Genomic DNA, 20,482 nt, shown 5'->3' on the forward strand with positions numbered 1-20,482 from the left:
TCATGTACCGTCATAAGGATTTTTCGTTGTGAACCGAGTACATGCGTCCGAATGCTTCGTTGACTAGTTAAAGTTGGCCTATTTAAAAGTGGGAGGTTGTGGATCCATGCAGTTAGAAAAAGTAGCCGTCCTTGGTGCGGGGAGCTGGGGAACTGCTCTCGGCCGTCTGTTGGCCCAACAGGGCAAGCAAGTATTCCTTTGGGCACGTCGCGTCGACCTGGCTAAGGACATAAACAGTTATCGAGAAAACCGCCGCTATCTCCCTGGAGTCTTGTTGCCAGCTCGTCTTCGTGCCTATTCGAAACTCGATGAAGTCATTGAAGGGGCCAAAGTCGTCGTCCTGACGGTACCCTCCTCTGCGCTGCGAGAAACGGTCGCCTCCATACAGGAAAAACTGTCTGACGATGTGCTCATCGTCAGCACGGCGAAAGGCATAGATCCGGAGACGGGAAAGCGTCCCTCCCAGATTTTACAGGAGGTACTTCCGAAGCATCTGGCAGAACGGGTGGTCATCTTGTCAGGCCCCAGCCATGCCGAAGAGGTGGCTCGCGATATTCCGACGACCGTCGTTGTCTCTTCCGTCTCCCGGGCCATGGCGGAACAAGCTCAGGACTTGTTCATGAACTCCTATTTTCGGGTATATACCAACCCTGATCTGCTCGGCGTGGAATTGGGCGGCGCTTTGAAAAATATCATCGCTCTTGCTTGCGGCGTCGCAGAAGGATTAGGTTTCGGCGACAATACGAAAGCGGCCCTCGTCACACGCGGTCTGGCTGAAATCATCCGCCTCGGTGGCGCCATGGGTGCAAACGTGGCTACTTTCTCTGGACTGGCCGGACTCGGTGACCTCGTCGTCACCTGTACGAGCAAACATTCTCGGAATATGCGTTTTGGTGCTTTTCTGGGCAAGGGGAAATCGGTGGAAGAGTCCTTAAACCTGGTCGGACAGACCGTCGAAGGAGTTCGAACTACCCAGGCTGCTTTCAAATTGGCCAAGGAAATGAGCGTTGAAATGCCCATTACCGCTGAATGTTACAAAGTGCTCTTCGAAAATCATCCTCCCGACGAAGCCGTGGGCGACCTCATGAGCCGGATCAAGACCCATGAAGTGGAAGAAGGCGTCGACGACTGGAAGTAACCGATAAAAAGCTCTTGTTTTTTCGATGAGCCCATGTTATTTTAAATAACAACTCCACATGATAAACAGCGATGACAGAGAAAAGTAGGTCAGACCCAGCCTTACAGGGAGGAAACGTCGTCGATTGAGAGCGTTTCCAAGTGTATGACTGTCCGAAGTTCCCTCTGGAGCTGCCCGCTGAAGCCGGAATTTCATCCGGTGTGTAGGTGAGGCCGTAGACTTCCGACGTTACCAGGAAGGGAGTATCGGAACTGAATTCCCGTACTCTGCGCATGAGGTGGATCTATTACGCTGTGTCGTTATGGATTTAACCAGGGTGGTACCGCGATAAGTAAAAGCTTTTCGTCCCTGAGAGGATGAAAAGCTTTTTTTATTTTCTTCCACTTTGCGCAGGAATGGTTAAATCTCGCTTCCCGCACTCTATCAATGAGCGGATCGCTCCTGATGCGAAAGTATCGCTTTCAGAAGTCGATCAATCAGGGTGGTACCACGGATGCCTCGCAGCGTTCGTCCCTAATCCAGGGACAGCTGCGGGGTTTTTAATTTTAATCAATAAAAATTTGGAGGGATCCCCGATGATTATCGTTATGAATCCTAACGCTACGGCAAGCCAAATCGACAACATCAACAAAACCTTGACCGAATACGGTTTCACTGGACACTCGATTCACGGTGTGAACCGCATCGTCATCGGTGCTGTCGGCGACCGCCAAGCGATCGCCTCTTTAGGTCTAGAAGCCATGGCGGGAGTAGAAAAAGTGGTTCCTATTCGCCGTCCTTACAAACTGGTCAGTCGGGAAGCGAAAAGAGAGGATACGGTCATCACCGTCAAGGATGTGGCAATCGGTGGAGAGTCGGTGACTTTGATCGCAGGTCCCTGTGCGGTGGAGAGCATCGATCAGATGATGCTGGCTGCTGAGAAAGTGCGCTTAGCTGGAGCCAAAATCCTGCGAGGCGGCACTTATAAACCTCGAACCTCTCCCTACGCCTTCCAAGGGCTTGAGGAAGAAGGGTTAAAGATTTTGAACACTGCCGGTCGTTTCGCCGGATTGCCCACCGTAACGGAAGTGATTGACCTTCCCAGTTTGGAGATAGCCTCCCGATATGTAGACATACTTCAGATCGGTGCTCGCAACATGCAGAATTTCCGTCTGCTCCAGGCTGTCGGCCAAACACGCCTGCCCGTAATTTTGAAACGGGGCTTATCGGCAACGATCGAAGAATGGTTGATGGCAGCGGAGTATATCATGGCTCAAGGCAACAGCCAGATCATTCTCTGTGAGCGGGGAATTCGGACTTTTGAAACAGCCACTCGCAACACTCTCGACTTGAGTGCCGTACCCCTCGTCAAAGAACTGTCCCATTTACCGATTCTGGTGGACCCCAGCCACTCGACCGGCGCTTCTCGGCTAGTAGCTTCCATGTCTCGTGCCGCTGTTGCCGCTGGCGCAGACGGTTTGCTGGTGGAAGTTCATCCAGAACCGTGCAAAGCCCTTTGTGACGGACCGCAGTCCCTAGAGCCGGAGGATTTCACCCGCATGGTCGAGTCCCTTCGCCCGATTGCCGCAGCGGTGGGACGAGAGATATAAAGTCAGAACACCTTTGAAACTAAATCATTACACCCCCGATTTACTGTGATGTTACTCTGGTAAGGTGAAGTTATAAAAGAGCTAGCCAGGGCATATCCATTGCAACGGGGCCCAGGTACCACTGATAGAGCGACTTGTTGCGATTTTAACCGTCTTTATCGGCCCTAGCCTGTCATAGAGAACAGGCTGCGCTCATATACATTCTAGCGTTAGGCCTGTCAGCGGAAATATTTGGGGTGGGAACCCAACCGAGCGGCCAGGGCAGACAACCGATAAGGAGGGAAAACCGCGATGGAGAAAATGGATATTTTCCGTGATATCAGTGACCGCACAGGAGGAGACATCTATATCGGGGTGGTAGGCCCGGTCCGCACGGGTAAGTCCACCTTCATTAAACGGTTCATGGAACTGTTAGTATTGCCGAATATCAAGAATATCCATGATAAAGAGCGGGCCCGGGATGAACTGCCTCAATCCGGCGCCGGCCGGACGATCATGACGACAGAACCCAAATTTATTCCGAACGAAGCCGTAGAGATTGGCGTCAAAAACGGCGTCAAGATGCGGGTGCGCATGGTCGACTGCGTCGGCTATTCTGTCGAAGGAGCTTTGGGTTATGAAGAAGAAGACGGGGCTCGGATGGTGATGACTCCCTGGTCAGAGACAGAGATGCCCTTTCAAGATGCAGCTGAGATGGGGACACGAAAGGTTATCGCTGATCACTCGACCATCGGTCTCGTCATTACCACCGACGGCAGCATCACTGATTTGCCCCGTGACGGATATGTAGAAGCAGAAGAACGGGTCGTCGACGAGTTAAAAGAACTGCGAAAACCCTTTGTCGTCGTGCTTAACTCACTTCGTCCCCATTCGAGGGAAACGGCCGAATTGGCTTATAACCTGGAAGGATTGTACCAGGTTCCTGTGCTTCCATTAAACGTAACCGAACTGAGTCAAGAGGACATCTTGAAGATTCTCGAAGAGGCCCTCTATGAATTCCCTGTCACCGAAGTCAACATCAATCTTCCTCTTTGGATTGAAGAGCTTGAAAACAAACATCCTCTGCGCCAGAAGTTCGAAGGGGCTGTGCGTGACACCATTTCCCAGGTGAAGCGCTTGCGCGATATCGATCTGGCTGTGGAGACGCTGGCCGAATACGACTTCATCGAAGATGTGTACCTGCAGGAAATGAATCTAGGTACTGGTGTGGCCGCTATTGAGATGACCGCGCCGGAAGGCATGTTCTATCAAGTCCTGCAGGAAGAGAGCGGCTTTACCATCACCGGCGAACATGACCTGCTTCGCCTGATGAAAGAATTGGCTAAGGCGAAACGGGAGTATGACAAAGTGGCCACTGCCTTGGATGATGTGAGGGAAGTGGGCTATGGTGTCGTCAACCCCAGCCTCGATGAGATGTTCCTGGAAGAACCGGAACTGATCAAGCAGGGGAACCGTTTCGGTGTGAAATTAAAAGCGAGCGCACCTTCCTTGCACATCATCCGTGCCGATATCACCACAGAAATTACTCCGATCATCGGCACGGAGAAACAGTGCGAAGAACTGGTCCGTTACATCCTCGAAGAGTTTGAAGAAAATCCGCAAAAAATCTGGGAGTCCAATATCTTTGGTAAATCCCTTCATGATTTAGTTCGTGAAGGGGTGCAAAACAAACTCCAGCGCATGCCAGAAAACGTTCAAGGTAAACTCCAGGAAACATTGCAGCGCATCGTCAATGAAGGAAATGGCGGACTCATCTGCATCATTATTTAAGCACGAAGCCGGGAACGAGAACCCGGCTTTTTTCCTTATCCCGGCAGGAAGGGTTTTTATGACCGAAGGTGGTATTAATAATAAAGCTTATCAAAGGAAGGGAGATTTCAACGACGTGAAAATCGTCCTGATTAACGGAAGCCCAAATCCAGAAGGCAACACCGCCCAACTGCTTCAAGCAGCAGCCGATGAAATCGTTCAAGCGGGTTTGCAAGTCCAATGGGTACAGGTGCCATCAGTGCTTGCCAAGGCCAAACACCCTTTCTGCACCGCCTGTTCCAACCCTTGTTCGACCCTTTGCTATAAGGGAACCGAGCTGGAACAAGCTTTTGCCGATATCGCTGACGCTGACGGGGTCATCATCGGCAGCCCTGTTTATTTCGGCACCGTAAGCGCCCAATTGAAAGCTTTTTTTGATAAAACACGCAAAGTGCGCGGAGATAAAGCCTGGTACGGAATTCCCGGAGGCACCGTCACGACGGGAGCTTCGAAATACGGCGGCCAAGAAACGACGACGAGGGCCATCCATGACATGATGCTCGTTCAAGGAATGACCTTAGTCGGCGACGGACACGTTGATCATGACTGCGGCCATTTCGGCGCATCGGCACAGAAACCAGCTCAGCAGGATCAGGATGGACTGAAGCGGGCGCGGATTCTCGGCAAACGGCTCGTGGAAGCAGCTCGATTGCTTCAAGCAGGCAAGAAGAGTAAATAAGCTGCAGCACACCGTCGTTACAATGCAAAGGTTACTGGCGACGCATAAGCTCGATTGTTAAAAGTCGTATTCCTGAAAGACCTTTAGAAGAAGGAATCTTGACGGAGGGAGAACCGAATGATCCTGCGAGAAGAGTTGGAACGGCGAGAAGAGACCTTGCTATCTCCATACGCAGCCAAGAGCGGACGGAACCGTGGTCGAGAGCGGTCAGAGCAGGAGTGTTCTATGCGGACCGCCTTCCAACGGGACCGGGATCGAATTATTCATTCGAAAGCCTTTCGTCGTCTAAAACATAAAACACAGGTCTTCATCTCGCCAGAAGGGGACCATTTTCGCACCCGCCTAACCCATACATTAGAAGTCTCCCAGATTGCCCGGACGATCGCCAGAGCCTTGGCGTTGAACGAAGATCTAGCCGAAGCGATCGCCCTAGGTCATGACTTGGGTCATACGCCCTTCGGTCATGCCGGGGAAGAGGCTCTCGACCGGGTTTTTAAGGAGGGTTTTTCCCATGCCCGGCAGAGCTTACGGGTTGTCGAGGTGCTGGAACAAGGGGAAGGGCTGAATTTGACATGGGAGGTCCGTGACGGCATCGTCAACCATTCCAGCAGCGGCAAACCTTCTACTCTGGAAGGGCAGATCGTCCGCTGGGCCGACCGGTTCGCCTATATCAACCATGACATCGATGACGCCCTTCGAGGAGGCATCATTGCCGAAGAGGATCTTCCTCAAGACTGTATTCGCCTCTTAGGGAACGGTCACCGGTCCCGGATCAACAGTATGGTCATGGACATGGTACAGGCGTCATGGCAACAGCCGGAGATCCGGATGAGTCCGGAAGTGGAGGAAGCCACATTAAAACTGCGCCAGTTCATGTTCCGGCACGTCTATATCGGTTCCCAGGCCAAGGCGGAAGAGAGCAAAGCCAAGGAATTGATTTTCTCCCTCTATCGCGTCTTTATCCATCACCCGTATCGCATGCCTGCAGAGTTCCAAGCGATGATACCTCGTTACAGCCTCGAAAGGACCGTTGTAGACTATATTTCGGGCATGACGGACCGTTTTGCCGTAAAAGTTTACGAAAATCTCTTTTTACCATCGCCATGGATGAGTTTTCGGGATTAGAGAACTTGCAGGGCAGACATAATATAGAAGATTGCAGGAGGGAAAAAAGTGTCGATAATGTGGAGGAAATGTCAATTAAAGCGCGAATAACAAGAGAGTGTTTCGGGCAGTAGGGAAGAAGGAAATTAGGCGCATGATGGCGAATGCATGATGGGGTGATTTTAATTGAAGGATCCCCAAATTGTCGAAGAGATTCGCTATCGAATTGATATCGTCGAAATCGTAGCCGACTATGTATCCCTCAAGCGTCAGGGCGGACGGTACACGGGACTTTGTCCTTTCCACTCGGAGAAGACACCGTCCTTCACCGTTTCCCGAGAGAAGCAGTATTTTCATTGCTTTGGTTGCGGGACAGGCGGCGACGTTTTCACCTTTGTCATGCTCCGAGAAAACTTGACCTTCCCAGAAGCGTTAAAAAAACTTGCCGAACGGGCTGGCGTCACCCTTCCCGAACAAAAGTTGACGCCGACGCAGCAAGCGCTGCGGACGGCGGTAGAGCAGGGGCGGGCGCTTCATCGCCGGGCGGCTGAACTGTTTTTTCGATGTCTGAGGGAAGACACACGAGCTCGGCAAGCCCGGGAATATCTTTCCCGGCGCGGCTTGAGTGATACGGTCACCGTGGCTTTCGGTTTAGGTTATAGTCCTCCAGGTTGGGATTTCCTGACGGAACGACTGGTACGGGAAGGCTATGCACCGGAAGAACTGGAACAGTTCGGTCTCATCGTCCCTCGTCAAGGAGCAGATGGGTACTATGATCGCTTTCGCAACCGCATTATGTTCCCCATCTTTGATGCCCAAGGGCGTCCGGTCGCTTTTGGCGGCCGGGTACTTGACGACGAGATTCCGAAATACCTGAATTCCCCGGAAACTCCTCTCTATAAAAAGGGTCAGCACCTCTACGGTTTGCATAAAGCCGGACCGGCGATTCGAGAGAAAGGGATTGCCATTCTCGTCGAGGGATATATGGATGTCATCGCCTGTCACCAGCATGACATTCCTCAAGCTGTGGCCAGTCTGGGTACAGCTATGACGCCGGAACAAGGCCGGTTGCTCCTGCGGTACGCTCCACGAGTCCTCATCTGCTATGACGCTGACAGGGCGGGTATTGAAGCGACAGTCAAAGCCGGAGAGATCTTGACCCGGCTCGGTGCTCAGATTCAAGTGTTGACACTTCCCGACGGCAAAGACCCCGACGAGTTTTTGCAAAAGCATGGTGCCAGCAGCTTTTGGCAAATGGCCGATAATGCGCCCGCTTTTTTTTCCTTTTGTTATTCCCGAGTCGCGTCGCAATATGATTTGACAACTGTCGCCGGCAAGGTAGCGGCTGTCCGGGAGTTGGCTCCTCAACTGCTGATCATCCCCAGCGCGATAGAGCAAGAAGCGAACATACAATGGCTCGCCCGGGAAATACGCCTCTCCGAAGCGGCCATCATGGAAGAGTTACGAGGTCTTTCTCGTAATACCAAGTCATACCTTCGAGGGGATAGAAAGGAAAATCCCAGGAATACTAACTATACCTCTGCCCAGAAAAACGAAACGGAGTCATCTGCCTCTACTGTGGTGAAGGGCCTGCCTGACAGGACGAATGGGGACAGACAGGAGCAAGCCTGGCGCTATCTGATCTACTGGATGGTTGGCACACCGGAAAGGGTTCGATGGGTTTTTGAACGGTTGGGGAATGAGATTCCCCAAGTCCAGGGACCACTGCAGGAGATTTTGGAGGCGCTGGTCGCAGTCAGCCGGGAAGGACAAGGAGTCCTCGTCGGGCGAGTTGCGGAAGGTTTGGTAGCGGAAGAGACGAAAGCCTATTTCAGCGCTCTTTTGGTTGAGGACCTGGAAGGTGCCCTGCAGGAATCGGTTCTCGAGGACTGTGTAAACACACTTCGATACGGTTGGCTGGTGGAAGAAATCGCTCGCCTGGAAATCCAGGTGGAAGCGCTAAGCCGGAGTGGGGACATGGAAGCGCTGCAGCGGCTTCTGCCACAACTGTCCAATTTACAACAGGCTAGGAGCCGCGCGGCTCGCAGATTTGGAGCCATGCCTTTAGGTGGTCGGTGGGAACAACGGCCCTGGTATAAGGGGGGAACCACAGAATGAAAGAAGAACTAAAAGTCGAGCAGGTACAACAACTGCAAAAAGTTAAAGACCTGATTGCAAAAGGCAAGAAAAAAGGGGTCCTCACCTACCAGGAGATCATGGACTCTCTGCAAGGTGTAGAAATGACGGCAGACCAGGTCGATGATGTCTATGAGCAACTTGGGAACATGGGTATTGACGTGGTTTCGGAGCCTGCAGAAGCAGAATCCATGGAAAAAGCCGAAGAGCCCATAATCCGGGAATCAGAAGAGGAAGAAGAAGAAATCGAAGTCGACCTCTCTGTACCGGAAGGTGTAGGGATTGACGACCCGGTTCGGATGTACCTAAAGGAAATCGGACGGGTTCCTTTGTTGTCTGCTGAAGAGGAAATCGAACTGGCCAAGCGTATGGAAGACGGCGATGAGGAAGCCAAACGCCGCCTGGCAGAAGCGAACCTCCGTCTTGTTGTGTCTATCGCCAAGCGGTATGTAGGCCGGGGGATGCTCTTTTTAGATCTCATCCAGGAAGGCAACCTGGGTTTGATCAAAGCAGTTGAGAAATTCGATTATACCAAAGGATACAAGTTCTCTACTTATGCGACTTGGTGGATCCGGCAGGCGATCACCCGAGCCATCGCCGATCAGGCTCGGACTATCCGTATTCCCGTACACATGGTGGAGACGATCAATAAATTGATCCGTGTGTCTCGGCAACTGCTGCAGGAGTTCGGACGGGAACCGAACCCCGAGGAGATCGCCAAAGAAATGGACATTCCCGTGGAGCGGGTCCGGGAAATCATGAAGATCGCTCAAGAGCCTGTGTCTCTTGAGACCCCGATCGGTGAAGAGGAAGATTCTCATCTGGGAGACTTCATCGAAGACCAAGACGCGCCGGCGCCAGCAGAAGCAGCTTCCTTCATTCTCTTAAAGGAGCAATTGGAAGAGGTGCTGGAAACGTTGACGGCCCGGGAGATGAAAGTCCTGCGGCTTCGCTTTGGTTTAGACGATGGACGTTCTCGAACCTTAGAAGAGGTCGGTCAAGAGTTTGGCGTAACCCGGGAGCGGATTCGTCAGATTGAGGCCAAGGCGCTGCGGAAGCTTCGCCATCCTAGCCGAAGCAAGAAGTTAAAGGATTATTTGGATTAAAGTCGCTCTTGACCTAAGAGTGTATACAGCGTATAATATAAAACGTTCTTGCGACATTCCTTCGGGGATGTCACAGCGGGCCTATAGCTCAGCGGTAGAGCGGCCGGCTCATAACCGGTTGGTCCCTGGTTCGATCCCAGGTGGGCCCACCACCTTATGTACATTCAGCCCGTTTGCCTTATCTGGCAAGCGGGCTATTGTTTTACCTCATAATCATAAAGTACCAAGAATCAAAGAATGTTATTGTGGAGGTTCTAATGCCAGAACTTAGTCCTCGATTACAACGCCTCGCTGAAGCAGTGCCTCAAGGAAGTGTTCTTGCCGACATCGGAACGGATCATGCCTATTTGCCTGTCTACCTGGTCAAGAAAGGAATCATCCCTCGAGCCATCGGCGTCGAGGTTCATCCGGGGCCATTAGAGGCTGCGAAGCAGCATGTGATAGCTTTTCGGGTGAGTGAGCAAATAGACATCCGGCCCGGTGACGGCTTAGCGCCGCTGCAGCCAGAAGAAGTACAGGCGATCACTATCGCTGGTATGGGCGGAGGGACGATCCAGTCCATCTTAGAAGCAGGCGAGAAGACCGGTAAGTTGACTGGTGTAAGCCGGCTCGTCCTGCAGCCATTGGAAGGGGCCAAAGAGTTACGTCAATGGCTGTCTGGCCATGGATGGTCTTTCGTTGAGGAGGATCTGGTAGCGGAAGGTCACCGAATCTATGAAGTGATTGTCGTAGATAAGAACATAAAGAGCGAACCAATGACGATGACAATCCTATCAGGAACAGCGTCACCGGAAACATCGTCATTGGGAATCTCCTTTTCCGAAGACGTCATCTGGGAACTGGGACCGCTGTTGTTACTGAACCGGCATCCTTTGCTCATTCAGGTCGTCGTGCGACTCTTAGAGCGTGAGCGAAGAGCACTGGAGGGCTTGCAACGGGCCAGAAATCGCGACGAATCTATGGTAGAGAAGAAAAGAATGCGAGTAGAAGAGCTGGAAAGGGTGAGAGTATGGCTGTCGCCTGTGCTAGGATCATAGAGTGGATCGAACGGTTTGCCCCCAAAAGCTTAGCCGAAGATTGGGATTCGGTTGGACTACAAGTGGGTGATCCGTCAGCGACTGTGGAAAAAGTCTATGTCGCTCTCGATGTCGATGAAGATGTCGTTCAAGCGGCAGTGGCGCAGAACTGTCAGATGATCGTCAGCCACCACCCGCTCATCTTCAAACCGATCAGTTCCCTTCGCTGGGATTTGCCACAAGGAAGGTTGCTTAGGTCTATTATCGACCAGAGGCTGAATATCTACGCTGCTCATACCAATCTAGATACAGCGCCCGGCGGGGTCAATGACGTTTTAGCAGCCAAATTGGGTTTGGAAGATGTGCAACCTCTCTACGAGGATAAACGAGAAGAATTGGTGAAGCTTGCCGTCTTTGTTCCTGCCGATCAGGAGGGAGCGGTCCGTCAAGCGATGGGTAATGCCGGTGCAGGGCATATCGGAAATTACTCTCACTGTACCTTCCGCACCCTAGGGCAGGGGACTTTTCTCCCCTTAGAAGGGACAAATCCCTATATCGGCAAAGTTGGCAAACTGGAAGAAGTGGCGGAAGTCCGCGTAGAAACGATCGTCCCGAAGAAGAGGTTGAATCGCGTCCTCAAAGCGATGCTCAAAGCCCATCCCTATGAAGAGGTGGCCTATGACCTTTATCCACTGTTAAACCAAGGCCCTGTGAACGGATTAGGTCGGATTGGACGCCTGCCGGAAGCGGTTACGATAGAGGAATTAGCGAAACGGATCAAGAAATCATTAGGGATAGATCATCTGCGTTGGGTGGGCCGAGACAAACATAAACGGGTACAAAAGATCGCTCTTTGCGGCGGTTCTGGTGCTTCAGCTATATCCAAAGCCCATTTTAAAGGTGCCCAGGCATACTTAACAGGCGATATTAAATATCATGAGGCCCAGAGCGCTCTATCCCTTGGCTTGGACATCTTCGATGCAGGTCATTTTGCGACGGAACAACCGGTCGTGGCAGAGTTAGCTCTGCGACTCCAGGAAACGGCAAAAGGGGAAAAGGCCGATGTCACCTTTTTATTTCATAGGGAAAACCAAGACCCAATAGCCTATCTGTAGAGACTCAAAGAGCTCTTGTATGGAAAGTTGAAGGAGGGTCTTAGACGTTGCGATACGGAATTCTGGCGGATGCTCACGGTCACCATAAGGCTCTAGAAAAGGCACTCCATTTACTAAATGACGTGGATCGGATGATCTTTCTGGGAGACGTCCCTAATTACCGAAACGGTGATGGATTTGTGGAATGCCTCGAGGCGCTTCATGCAGAAGACGCCCAGGGAGTACAGGGGAACTGTGATGAATATGTAGTCATGCAATATACACGTCCATCAGAACTCACTGCCCAAATATGGAATGATTATGTGGCGTGGCCGAAAGAATACCGCGATGGGGAATTGCTCTTCGTACACGGAGGTCCTCGGGATCCCCTGAACGAACGGATCGGTGACGAAGAAAGGGCTTGGAAAAATTTCAGAGCCCATGACTTTAAGGTTTGTTTTCACGGACATCAACACCGGGTGTCCTGTTTTGCTTATCGCGATGATGATGTCACTATGATTGAATTACAAGATAACGTGCCCTTCGTCCTGGACCCCTCTACTCGATACATCATCGGCGTCGGTTCTGTCGGCATGCCGAAGGATGATCCAAAAGGCAGTATGGTCCTATACGATTCCCTGAAAGGGGAAGTCCTTGTCAGGCGGTTTACGCGAGATTAATTAGTTTTAAAAAGGATGAAGCCCCGCCTTTACGGGGCTTTGTACAACTTTTGGAATGTCGATTGGGGATGACGAAATGAAGAACTATCGTCTGAAATCTTGGAGCGATCACCCCTGGATATCTTGGGTTTACACTCCATTTGGTATGGCTTTGCTCTTTGTCATTAACTTGCCGGGAACGCTCTACGGTTTTTGGTGGTACCGCCATCAACTGGCCGCTTCAGAGCCGATCTTTTGGCCATTGATCCCAGACAGTCCACTGGCTTCCGGTGATTTTACGCTCCTGCTCGTCTTGCTTTGGCTGGGCCTTTCCTTTTCCTGGTTCGAATGCTTGGCGCCGGCCGTTTTGTTCAAATACGGCATTTGGGCCGTCATCATCAATATTCACGCTGCCTATTTGTCTGGAGGCGCTTCTATTGAAAACTGGATGCTAGCCCTATCCCATCTGGGTATGGCTCTGCAGGCGCTCCTCTTCTGGCCCCGAATGCATTATTCCCGGAAGACATGGATCGCTGTCAGCCTATGGATTCTCTTTAACGATTTTGCCGATTACCAGTGGGACATCTATCCTTATCTCTTTGATCCCCGCCAATATGATTTGGCCTGGATCAGCGCACTCGTTTTATCGGTCGTCGTCATCGGGCTGGGAGGGTATTTTGCCAGTTCATCATCGTTCAGCGGTGAGCGGCAACGGATCAACCAATTGCCGAAAAATGGCATCAATATAACGAGCCCGAAAATCCAAAGCCCGAAGTAAAGAATATACTGCCAAAGGTCTAACATACGGTGGCCTAAGAACGTATAGAAGATGATCGCCGGTGTTTGACCGACGGCAGTCCCCCAGGTGAAATCCCACCAGGTGACCCGGGTGATACCGAAGGCGTAGGAGGTAACATCGAAGGGCATAAAGGGCAATAAGCGGGAAAAGAGGACTGCCGATGATCCGTAATCATAGAGATAATCATCGATGCGGGCGAGCAGTCCCTCCTTCACCACTTTGGATACGAAGGTTTGCCCCAGCCGACGGGCTAGGCCGAAACAGATCAGAGAGGACACCAGGGAACTAGTCCAAGATAGAAGCAACCCACCCCAAGAGCCGAACACGGCTGCGTTCAGCAAAAAGAGGACGACTGACGGAATTGGCGATAAAAAAGCTTGCACGATCATCAGTGAAAAGGAAACCAGGGGCGCGGCAAACCCAAAAGAGAGAATAAAGGCCCGTAGACCTGCCAAATCGCCATCGGTCATCAACCGGATGGCGGTGAACAAGTATCCGCGCAAAGTGGGCACCATGGCGAAGGCAAGGACAACCGTTCCTAAGATGAACCAATGTAGGTTTCTCCTGGACCAACGCAATGCAAAACCCCCTCTGCGACGGAATGTTTTTACGGTGAATCATAGGCAATCGAAAGCCAGAGCAGGATCACTGCTCTGGCGGGTGCGTTGGTATGGAAGACTATTGACTCGCCAAGTTCCGCTCGGCACGTTCAATGGCGGCACGAACCAATCGGCCCGCATCACGAGTGGTAATCCCACCCCAGCCATCACGTTCCACCACATCAGCAAACCCCAGTTCCTGAGCCAGTTCATACTTGAGCCGGTCAGACATGACGGGCTTGCGACGAGTCATATTTCAGCCTCCTTTGCCAATGCTGTCGCACCTACTTCTAGTTTAAGTGATTTTTCAAGGATATATGCCAAGGTCAAGTGGGTATGTTGGGTTAAGGCGGATGGGAGGGAGTTTTGCCGTGGAAGCGACTGCGATCATTCTCTCCGGTGGCCGTAATTCACGGATGGGAAAAAACAAAGCCTTTTTGCCTGTGGGCGGAAAAGCGATCATCGAGCAGACCATCGCAGAGCTTGAGCCTTTGATGACCGATATCTTGGTTGTTAGCAACGAACCGGAAAAGTATCGTTACCTTGGGGTTCCGCTGGTAGGTGACATCTTTCCCGGTCAAGGCCCCTTGAGCGGTATCCATGCAGGCTTAAGGGCGTCCCGCCACCATCATAATTTCATCGTAGCCTGTGACATGCCTTTCGTGGACAGGCACTTAGTACAGGCGATGTTGGAGATGGCTCCCGGCTATGATGTCGTCGTTCCACAGGTTGGCGATTACTTGCAACCTCTCTACGCGATATACAGTAAAAACTGTCTTTTGCCGATCGAGCAGTGCCTGCGCGAGGACATTCGGAAAGTGATCGCCTTTTATCATAAGGTTCGCCTCCGTTATGCCAGCGAAAAGATCTTGGGGCAGTGGGGCGACTTGGAAAAGATTTTTTACAATATAAACACACCTGACGAGCTTTCGAAAGCGATGAAGTTCTGCCAAAAGAGAGACCGAAAGGGAGGCTCCTAAGTGGACAATTCGTCAATCGACAGTCGCGTCAAGCCGTTAGCCATCATCCGAGTGACGGATGCAGGATGGGAAGAGCGAGATGATGTTCTGGTCAAAGAATGGCCCTTGACCATTTACGTAAACGGTCAGGAGATCGTGACACTGTTGACCAGTCCGGAACACATTGAAGACTTAGCCGTCGGTTTCCTTTCGGCGGAAGGATTTATCCAAGACCCCGGACAGATCACTGATCTGAGGGGAGACTATAGCAAGGGACAGGTCTTCGTCGAGTCGACCTTGTCGTCCATCGCCGAAAAGACATTTATGAAGCGCTATATCACTACCGGTTGTGGCAAAGGTACCACCTTTTACGATGTGACCGACGCCCGGATGAGCCGTAACCTAGAGGAAAATAAGCTGAAGGTATCGCCATCTCAGATACTGCGTCTGATGAGAGACATGCAGGGAATGTCCCAACTGTACCAACAGACTGGCGGCGTTCATTCAGCAGCCTTGTGTGATGGCGAAAAAGTAGTGATCTACCGGGAAGATATCGGTCGTCACAATGCTACCGATAAGATCATGGGAAAGTGCTTTCGGGAAGGGATCTCTTTAAAGGACAAATTGCTGTTGACATCCGGACGAATCTCGTCAGAAATCCTACTGAAAGTGGCTAAAATGGGTATCGCTATCATCGTCTCCCGTTCAGCTCCTACAGATCTGGCTGTTCGGTTGGGACAAGAACTGGGCATGACCATCGTCGGCTTTGTTCGAGGGCAGCGCATGAACCTTTATAGCCATCCCTGGCGCGTCGCCGGTTGAAAAGGAGAGGTACACCTATGGGAGCCATACCTGTAATTTCCGTCGTCGGTACGTCTGATTCGGGAAAAACAACCCTGCTGGAAAAGCTCTTGCCGGAACTAAAAAAACGGGGTTACCGGGTAGCGACGATCAAGCATGATGTCCACGGTTTTGACATCGATCAGCCGGGAAAAGATACCTGGCGACATGCCCAAGCCGGCTCGGATATCGTCGTCATCTCATCGCCGACGAAAGTGGCGATGATTGAAAAACTTCAAAAGGAGCTTAGCCTAGATGAGATCGTTGCCAAAATCCAAGGGGTCGATCTGATCTTGACGGAAGGGTTTAAGCGGGGAGATAAGCCCAAGATCGAAGTTTACCGGGCTGGTCACCGCCCTGAACTGCTCTGTTCTCCAGAAGAGCTTATCGCTGTGGCCTCAGATACCCCTTTCGATATCGGCGTACCTTGCGTGGATATCAATGACGCCGTCAGCTTGGTTGATCTTATCGAGGACAAATATTTAACGACCCGAGAAAGAGATACTACCTCCTGAAGAGCATCCTTCAGGGGGAATTTTTTTGGAGAATTTACAAAAGAAGAGGGCAGGAAGATTGAAAAGACTTTGGTGGCGGCCTTTGCTTCTTGTGACAGCCGTGGTGATGATCATCGGCATCGGCCTGGTCATCACCCGACAAACAGCTCAACCACCTGATGGTCGTGATCCATCAAAAGAAGAAAGTTTAAAAGAGTGGAACGAAGAGGCTAATCGAGAACAGCCGCCAGAGCACCATAATCAGGTGCAATCGTTGGCTCAACAGTATAAAGGGGTGCTTTTTTACAAAGGTAATGAGACCAAAAAGCAAACGGCCTTGACCTTCGATGATGGCCCAGACAACGTCTATACGCCTAGAATTCTTGACATTTTACGGGCAAAGGGTATAAAAGCCACTTTTTTTATCGTAGGTGTACAAGCCCGAGCCCATCCCAATGTGCTTAAACGCATCGTCGATGAAGGTCACGCCATCGGCAATCATTCATGGGATCATCCCCGGCTGCCGTCGCTCAGTTCGGCCCAGGTGATCGAAGAGGTTCAATCGACGGAAGCAGAAATCGAAAGGATCACCGGTAAGCGGTCCGACTTATTCCGGCCCCCTTACGGTCTGATGACAGCCCGGGAATTGGATGAATTGAAGAGCCTAGGTTACCGGGTGATCGACTGGTCTGTCGATACGACCGACTGGAAAGGCGAGTCCGATAAAAAGATCCTCGCGCTGGTCAATAAAGAGATATCGCCGGGAGGAATTATCCTTCAGCATTGCATGGCAGGACGTCCCGGCGAGTTAGAGGGAACCGTGAAAGCATTACCGCAGATCATCGACCGTCTCCGAGCGAAAGGCTACCAGTTTGTGACCGTTTCGGCACTATTGGAATAATCAACTTATTGAACAAGTAATATTCCGGTGAGTACTGTAGACAGGTAAACGATATATGGTATAATTCGTCACATATGACCCAAAATTGCATAGTTGTAGTACGAAAGGACGGTAGGAGTTTTGGCAGTAGCGATCTCTTTGACGCTGCTACCGATTCTAGTCATTGTGTTGTTGATGACTTGGAAGCGGATAGCGGCAGACCTCAGTGGTATGGTAGGTTGGGTGTTGGTGGTCCTTGTTGCCGTATTGTATTTCAACACCAATGTAGAAGCCAGCCTTCGAGCCAGTTTGGCCGGGGTGGTATCCTCTTTCCCAGTATCGCTCATGGTACTCGCATCGATTCTACAGATCACTTTTATGGAAACAACAGGGGCCTTACGCCGGATTGCGGTGTTCGTAAAAACCCTAGCCCCACAAGACAAAGCTGTGCAGATCATGTTATTGAATGTGGGTGCCGGTACGCTGCTCGTATCGATCGGGGCGACACCGGTATCCATTCTTCCGCCGATTTTGATCTCTCTTGGCTATTCCACCTTTGTGGCTGTGGCACTGCCAGCCATCGGTTTCGATGCCTTGTGTACATACGCTTTACTCGGCGCTCCACTGGTGGTTTTCGCTGATCTGACAGGTACGCCGCTCGTTCAGTCGGCCCAGGTCTTCTCCAAGTTTCTGCCGATTATCTCGACCATGATCGGCTTCGCTATGTTATGGATTGTAGGCCGTATGGCCTTGATTAAAGAGGGATTCATCCCTTGCATCATCGCCGGCTTGACCAACGGTGGTGTGGCCTTAGCTATCAGTTATATCCCCGCTTTTTCTACGGGTGTTGTGTTGACTGGTGTCATCGCTGGATTCTGTACGATTTTAATGATGTTGCTCTACCTCAAATTGACGGGTAAGCCGATCATCGATCCCTCTGTCCTCAGCCGAGAAGACCAAGCCATTGAAAAAGAAATGTCCTTGACGAAAGCCCTATCACCCTGGTTGATCCTTTGTACCATCTTGATTGTGACCAATTTTTACCCTCCGATCTTCGACTATCTCTTCAAAAAGCTCGATATGCCGCTGTCCATCATTCCAGGCCAAGTGATTAAAACCCGCATGGTATGGAACGCCTATACTTGGGTACTCGTCAGCACCCTTCTAGCCTCCATCTGGTTGAAACCGTCTGCCAAAGCAGTAGGGGATACCTTCTCGAAATGGTTGAAGCGGGCGCCTCGTCCTACCTTTTCTGCAGCGATCTTTTTCGCCATCGCCTTTGTCATGAACAACTCGGGCATGCAGCCAGTCGACGGCACCTGGAAAATCGTTGACCCGGCATCGAACATGATATCCATCCTGGCTCAAGCTTCGGCAAGTGCCTTTGGCAATCTCTATCCCTTTATCAGCGGTTATTTAGGTCTTTTCGGGGGATTTGTCAGTGGCAGTGAAGCCTCGACGATCGCCATGTTTACGAAATACCACATGCTCACATCAAAATTGCTCCATGTCGATCCCCTGATCGTCATCGCGGCTACAGCTATCGGCGGTGGTCTCGCTAGTGTCATCTCGCCAGCGAAATTGCAAAACGCGGCCGCCACGATCGACGCTTTGGGCATCGAGAGCGAAGTGATTAAAACAGCTTTTGTCTTATCCTTTTTGTTGACACTGGTGACTGCGATGTTATCGCTGTTGTTTGCGTACATATGACGTAACAAAAATAGAAATTTCAAAAGGCAACCGGAAGGCTGAGTAGAATCACTCAGCCTTTTTAACTTTTCTACAATGGTCTTGCGGCCGATTCTAAATATGATAATTACACAAAATTACAGCTAGTTTTATACATTTTCTCTTGTGATCATCAACGTAACCCATTAGAATGACAAACAGAGATCATTCCAAAGGGAATCACTGCAAAATAGACTGAAACATTGTGAAAATGATTATTTTCAAGACACAGGGAAATCAGTTTTGCTAATCGAATAATTATAACAAAATTCGACACAGCGGCACTGCATGGTTGAGAAAACCCTCATCACGACCTTAGATTCACTTTATCGATGTATTTTGTATACCAAACACAATATCCAGAACGAGTTTCCGCTTATTCTCACTTAATGAGGAGGTCGTAACTTCATGGGACCGATCCAACTGTCCATGACGGTGGCTTCGAGTCAGGACTTCCGTGACCGCCTAAAAAAAGAGTATGGCGTCGATGTTTCCCTGTGCTACCAATGCGGCAAGTGTTCTGCCGGATGTCCCGCTGCTTTTGCGATGGAGCATACCGTCCGCCAGATGCTGCGGATGGTCCAGTCTGGCCTTGTGCAGGAATCGCTCAGCTCCTACAGCATCTGGTCCTGTGCCGGTTGTGAAACCTGCTCTACCCGCTGCCCCCGCCAGGTAGACCCGGCTAAATTTATGGAAGCGCTCCGTATCGAGGCGAAAAAAGCCGGCCTGGTAGCCGATAAAAATGCAGACCTCTTTAACGACCTGTTCCTGAACTCTGTAAAAGACACAGGGCGCCTGCACGAAGTGGGTATGATAGCCCGGTTCAACATCCTCTCCGGTCAACTGTTCAAAGATGCCGAACATGCTCCCGGTCTTTTCACACAGGGTAAATTGAGCATCTTGCCCCATAAGATCAAAAACACAGAAGCCATGGCTAAAATCTTTGCCAACGTTCAGAAGAAACGAGGTGGCAAATCTTGAAATACGGCCTCTATCCGGGTTGCTCCCTCAACGGTACCGGCATCGAATATGGCTTATCCACGAAGGCTGTCGCTCAAAAGCTGGGGATCGACTTTGTCGAAATCCCCGACTGGAACTGCTGTGGGGCCTCATCAGCCCATAACCGGAATCATTTACTCAGCGTCGCCTTGCCTGCCCGAAACCTAGCCTTGGCGGAGCAGCATGGCATCGACCAGATCGCCGTTCCTTGCGCCGCCTGCTATCAGCGGATGAAAGCCGCCGAAGTGGCCCTTCGCGATGAAGCGACTCGCCAAGAAGTGGGCGAAGTGATCGAAATGAACGTGGAAGGGAAAAGCCGAACTCGAGCATTGGTCGAGGTCTTCGCCAATGATCTGGACGCCGATTTCCTTTCGTCTGTGGTGGTCAGACCTCTAAGTGGTCTGAAAGTTGCCAGCTATTACGGTTGTCTCCTCGTCAAACCGGCCCAGGTGGCCATCGATAGCCCCGAAAATCCCATGATCATGGACAAGCTTATGGCTGCCCTCGGCGCCACTCCCGTCGAATGGTCATACAAGACAGAATGCTGCGGCGGCAGCTTGGCCATCACCCGCCCGGAAGCATCTCTGGGGATGACGGCGAACGTCTTAAAATACGCCAAACTGGCAGGCGCCGACTGTATCGTCACCCCTTGTCCCTTGTGTACCTCCAACTTGGACATGCGCCAGAAAGCAGCGGAAGGGCTGCTCGGCATGGAACTCGGCTTGCCGATCTATTACTTTACCGAACTCATGGGTGTAGCGCTGGGCTTAGAGATGTCTCAATTGGGCCTAACGAAACACTTTGTCGAAGCTACGTCACTGCTAAAGAACTCCCCGGCAGCCCAGTGAGGAGGG

The 20,482-nt window shown here is 51.2% G+C and carries 19 protein-coding genes, 1 tRNA gene and 1 pseudogene; 19 read left to right on the top strand and 2 right to left on the bottom strand.

The genetic code is table 11. From position 1 onward, the window contains the following. Window positions 1-106 precede the first annotated feature (106 nt). The 12 genes from GJ688_RS00690 to GJ688_RS20470 all read left to right on the top strand — a co-directional run bounded on the left by GJ688_RS00690 (window position 107) and on the right by GJ688_RS20470 (window position 13,108). Window positions 107-1,138, top strand: a complete 1,032-nt coding sequence (locus GJ688_RS00690; RefSeq protein WP_155474613.1) for an NAD(P)H-dependent glycerol-3-phosphate dehydrogenase — start codon at window positions 107-109, stop codon at window positions 1,136-1,138. A 575-nt stretch (window positions 1,139-1,713) separates the two neighbouring features. Further along, the gene (gene aroF, locus GJ688_RS00695; RefSeq protein ID WP_155474614.1) at window positions 1,714-2,727 is read left to right on the top strand and encodes a 3-deoxy-7-phosphoheptulonate synthase; all 1,014 of its coding nucleotides are present in this window, start codon (window positions 1,714-1,716) and stop codon (window positions 2,725-2,727) included. 291 nt (window positions 2,728-3,018) lie between these two features. Then, window positions 3,019-4,497, top strand: a complete 1,479-nt coding sequence (gene spoIVA, locus GJ688_RS00700) for a stage IV sporulation protein A (protein WP_155474615.1) — start codon at window positions 3,019-3,021, stop codon at window positions 4,495-4,497. Window positions 4,498-4,612: 115 nt separating this feature from the next. Further along, window positions 4,613-5,215: a flavodoxin family protein gene (locus GJ688_RS00705; RefSeq protein WP_170291586.1), complete on the top strand. Its 603-nt coding sequence runs from the start codon at window positions 4,613-4,615 to the stop codon at window positions 5,213-5,215. 117 nt (window positions 5,216-5,332) lie between these two features. Continuing rightward, complete coding sequence (locus GJ688_RS00710) at window positions 5,333-6,340, top strand: deoxyguanosinetriphosphate triphosphohydrolase (RefSeq protein ID WP_155474617.1); 1,008 nt, start codon at window positions 5,333-5,335, stop codon at window positions 6,338-6,340. A 165-nt stretch (window positions 6,341-6,505) separates the two neighbouring features. Beyond that, on the top strand, window positions 6,506-8,437 hold the full coding sequence (gene dnaG, locus GJ688_RS00715) for a DNA primase (RefSeq protein ID WP_155474618.1): 1,932 nt from the start codon (window positions 6,506-6,508) through the stop codon (window positions 8,435-8,437). Continuing rightward, the gene (gene rpoD / locus GJ688_RS00720; RefSeq protein WP_155474619.1) at window positions 8,434-9,561 is read left to right on the top strand and encodes an RNA polymerase sigma factor RpoD; all 1,128 of its coding nucleotides are present in this window, start codon (window positions 8,434-8,436) and stop codon (window positions 9,559-9,561) included. The genes dnaG and rpoD overlap by 4 nt, the downstream gene beginning before the upstream one ends. Window positions 9,562-9,638: 77 nt before the next feature. Then, window positions 9,639-9,713: transfer RNA gene (locus GJ688_RS00725), tRNA-Ile, on the top strand. A gap of 105 nt (window positions 9,714-9,818) precedes the next feature. Next, the gene (locus tag GJ688_RS00730) at window positions 9,819-10,598 is read left to right on the top strand and encodes a tRNA (adenine(22)-N(1))-methyltransferase (protein WP_155474620.1); all 780 of its coding nucleotides are present in this window, start codon (window positions 9,819-9,821) and stop codon (window positions 10,596-10,598) included. Beyond that, entirely contained in the window at window positions 10,571-11,692 is a 1,122-nt protein-coding gene (locus GJ688_RS00735) for a Nif3-like dinuclear metal center hexameric protein (protein ID WP_155474621.1), read from the top strand. Before GJ688_RS00730 ends, GJ688_RS00735 begins: the two co-directional genes overlap by 28 nt. A gap of 47 nt (window positions 11,693-11,739) precedes the next feature. After that, window positions 11,740-12,351, top strand: a complete 612-nt coding sequence (locus GJ688_RS00740; protein ID WP_155474622.1) for a metallophosphoesterase family protein — start codon at window positions 11,740-11,742, stop codon at window positions 12,349-12,351. Window positions 12,352-12,427: 76 nt separating this feature from the next. Next, window positions 12,428-13,108: a DUF1405 domain-containing protein gene (locus GJ688_RS20470; RefSeq protein WP_235910641.1), complete on the top strand. Its 681-nt coding sequence runs from the start codon at window positions 12,428-12,430 to the stop codon at window positions 13,106-13,108. 41 nt (window positions 13,109-13,149) lie between these two features. Here GJ688_RS20470 and GJ688_RS20475 read toward each other — a convergent pair. Both GJ688_RS20475 and GJ688_RS00755 read right to left on the bottom strand, forming a co-directional pair. Beyond that, window positions 13,150-13,644, bottom strand: a pseudogene (locus GJ688_RS20475) (TVP38/TMEM64 family protein); the annotation flags it as partial. 163 nt (window positions 13,645-13,807) lie between these two features. After that, complete coding sequence (locus GJ688_RS00755) at window positions 13,808-13,981, bottom strand: small, acid-soluble spore protein, alpha/beta type (RefSeq protein ID WP_155474625.1); 174 nt, start codon at window positions 13,979-13,981, stop codon at window positions 13,808-13,810. 118 nt (window positions 13,982-14,099) lie between these two features. Here GJ688_RS00755 and mobA point away from each other — a divergent pair, with 118 nt between their 5' ends. The 7 genes from mobA (at window position 14,100) to GJ688_RS00790 (ending at window position 20,476) form a co-directional block, all read left to right on the top strand. After that, window positions 14,100-14,708 carry a molybdenum cofactor guanylyltransferase gene (gene mobA / locus GJ688_RS00760; protein ID WP_170291522.1) on the top strand — a complete coding sequence of 203 codons (609 nt, stop codon included), beginning with the start codon at window positions 14,100-14,102 and terminating at the stop codon, window positions 14,706-14,708. Continuing rightward, window positions 14,709-15,509, top strand: coding sequence for a formate dehydrogenase accessory sulfurtransferase FdhD (gene fdhD / locus GJ688_RS00765; protein WP_170291523.1), 801 nt, complete (start codon window positions 14,709-14,711; stop codon window positions 15,507-15,509). Window positions 15,510-15,526: 17 nt separating this feature from the next. After that, complete coding sequence (mobB, locus tag GJ688_RS00770) at window positions 15,527-16,042, top strand: molybdopterin-guanine dinucleotide biosynthesis protein B (RefSeq protein WP_155474627.1); 516 nt, start codon at window positions 15,527-15,529, stop codon at window positions 16,040-16,042. Window positions 16,043-16,100: 58 nt separating this feature from the next. Next, entirely contained in the window at window positions 16,101-16,922 is an 822-nt protein-coding gene (locus GJ688_RS00775; RefSeq protein ID WP_207708721.1) for a polysaccharide deacetylase family protein, read from the top strand. Window positions 16,923-17,042: 120 nt separating this feature from the next. Then, complete coding sequence (locus tag GJ688_RS00780) at window positions 17,043-18,611, top strand: L-lactate permease (RefSeq protein ID WP_155474628.1); 1,569 nt, start codon at window positions 17,043-17,045, stop codon at window positions 18,609-18,611. 426 nt (window positions 18,612-19,037) lie between these two features. Further along, window positions 19,038-19,610: a 4Fe-4S dicluster domain-containing protein gene (locus tag GJ688_RS00785; RefSeq protein WP_155474629.1), complete on the top strand. Its 573-nt coding sequence runs from the start codon at window positions 19,038-19,040 to the stop codon at window positions 19,608-19,610. Continuing rightward, window positions 19,607-20,476 (top strand): CoB--CoM heterodisulfide reductase iron-sulfur subunit B family protein, encoded by an 870-nt coding sequence (locus tag GJ688_RS00790; RefSeq protein WP_155474630.1) that lies wholly within the window; start codon window positions 19,607-19,609, stop codon window positions 20,474-20,476. The genes GJ688_RS00785 and GJ688_RS00790 overlap by 4 nt, the downstream gene beginning before the upstream one ends. The last annotated feature ends 6 nt before the right edge of the window (window positions 20,477-20,482 follow it).

Source organism: Heliobacterium mobile (assembly GCF_009720735.1).
GTDB classification, from domain to species: domain Bacteria; phylum Bacillota; class Desulfitobacteriia; order Heliobacteriales; family Heliobacteriaceae; genus Heliobacterium; species Heliobacterium mobile.

Coding starts and splice junctions, on each gene's coding strand:
- spoIVA (WP_155474615.1), top strand. CDS start 3,019: ATGGAGAAAATGGATATTTTCCGTGATATCAGTGACCGCACAGGAGGA.
- aroF (WP_155474614.1), top strand. CDS start 1,714: ATGATTATCGTTATGAATCCTAACGCTACGGCAAGCCAAATCGACAAC.
- GJ688_RS00785 (WP_155474629.1), top strand. CDS start 19,038: ATGGGACCGATCCAACTGTCCATGACGGTGGCTTCGAGTCAGGACTTC.
- mobB (WP_155474627.1), top strand. CDS start 15,527: ATGGGAGCCATACCTGTAATTTCCGTCGTCGGTACGTCTGATTCGGGA.
- GJ688_RS20470 (WP_235910641.1), top strand. CDS start 12,428: ATGAAGAACTATCGTCTGAAATCTTGGAGCGATCACCCCTGGATATCT.
- GJ688_RS00710 (WP_155474617.1), top strand. CDS start 5,333: ATGATCCTGCGAGAAGAGTTGGAACGGCGAGAAGAGACCTTGCTATCT.
- rpoD (WP_155474619.1), top strand. CDS start 8,434: ATGAAAGAAGAACTAAAAGTCGAGCAGGTACAACAACTGCAAAAAGTT.
- GJ688_RS00730 (WP_155474620.1), top strand. CDS start 9,819: ATGCCAGAACTTAGTCCTCGATTACAACGCCTCGCTGAAGCAGTGCCT.
- GJ688_RS00755 (WP_155474625.1), bottom strand. CDS start 13,981: ATGACTCGTCGCAAGCCCGTCATGTCTGACCGGCTCAAGTATGAACTG.
- GJ688_RS00690 (WP_155474613.1), top strand. CDS start 107: ATGCAGTTAGAAAAAGTAGCCGTCCTTGGTGCGGGGAGCTGGGGAACT.
- GJ688_RS00735 (WP_155474621.1), top strand. CDS start 10,571: ATGGCTGTCGCCTGTGCTAGGATCATAGAGTGGATCGAACGGTTTGCC.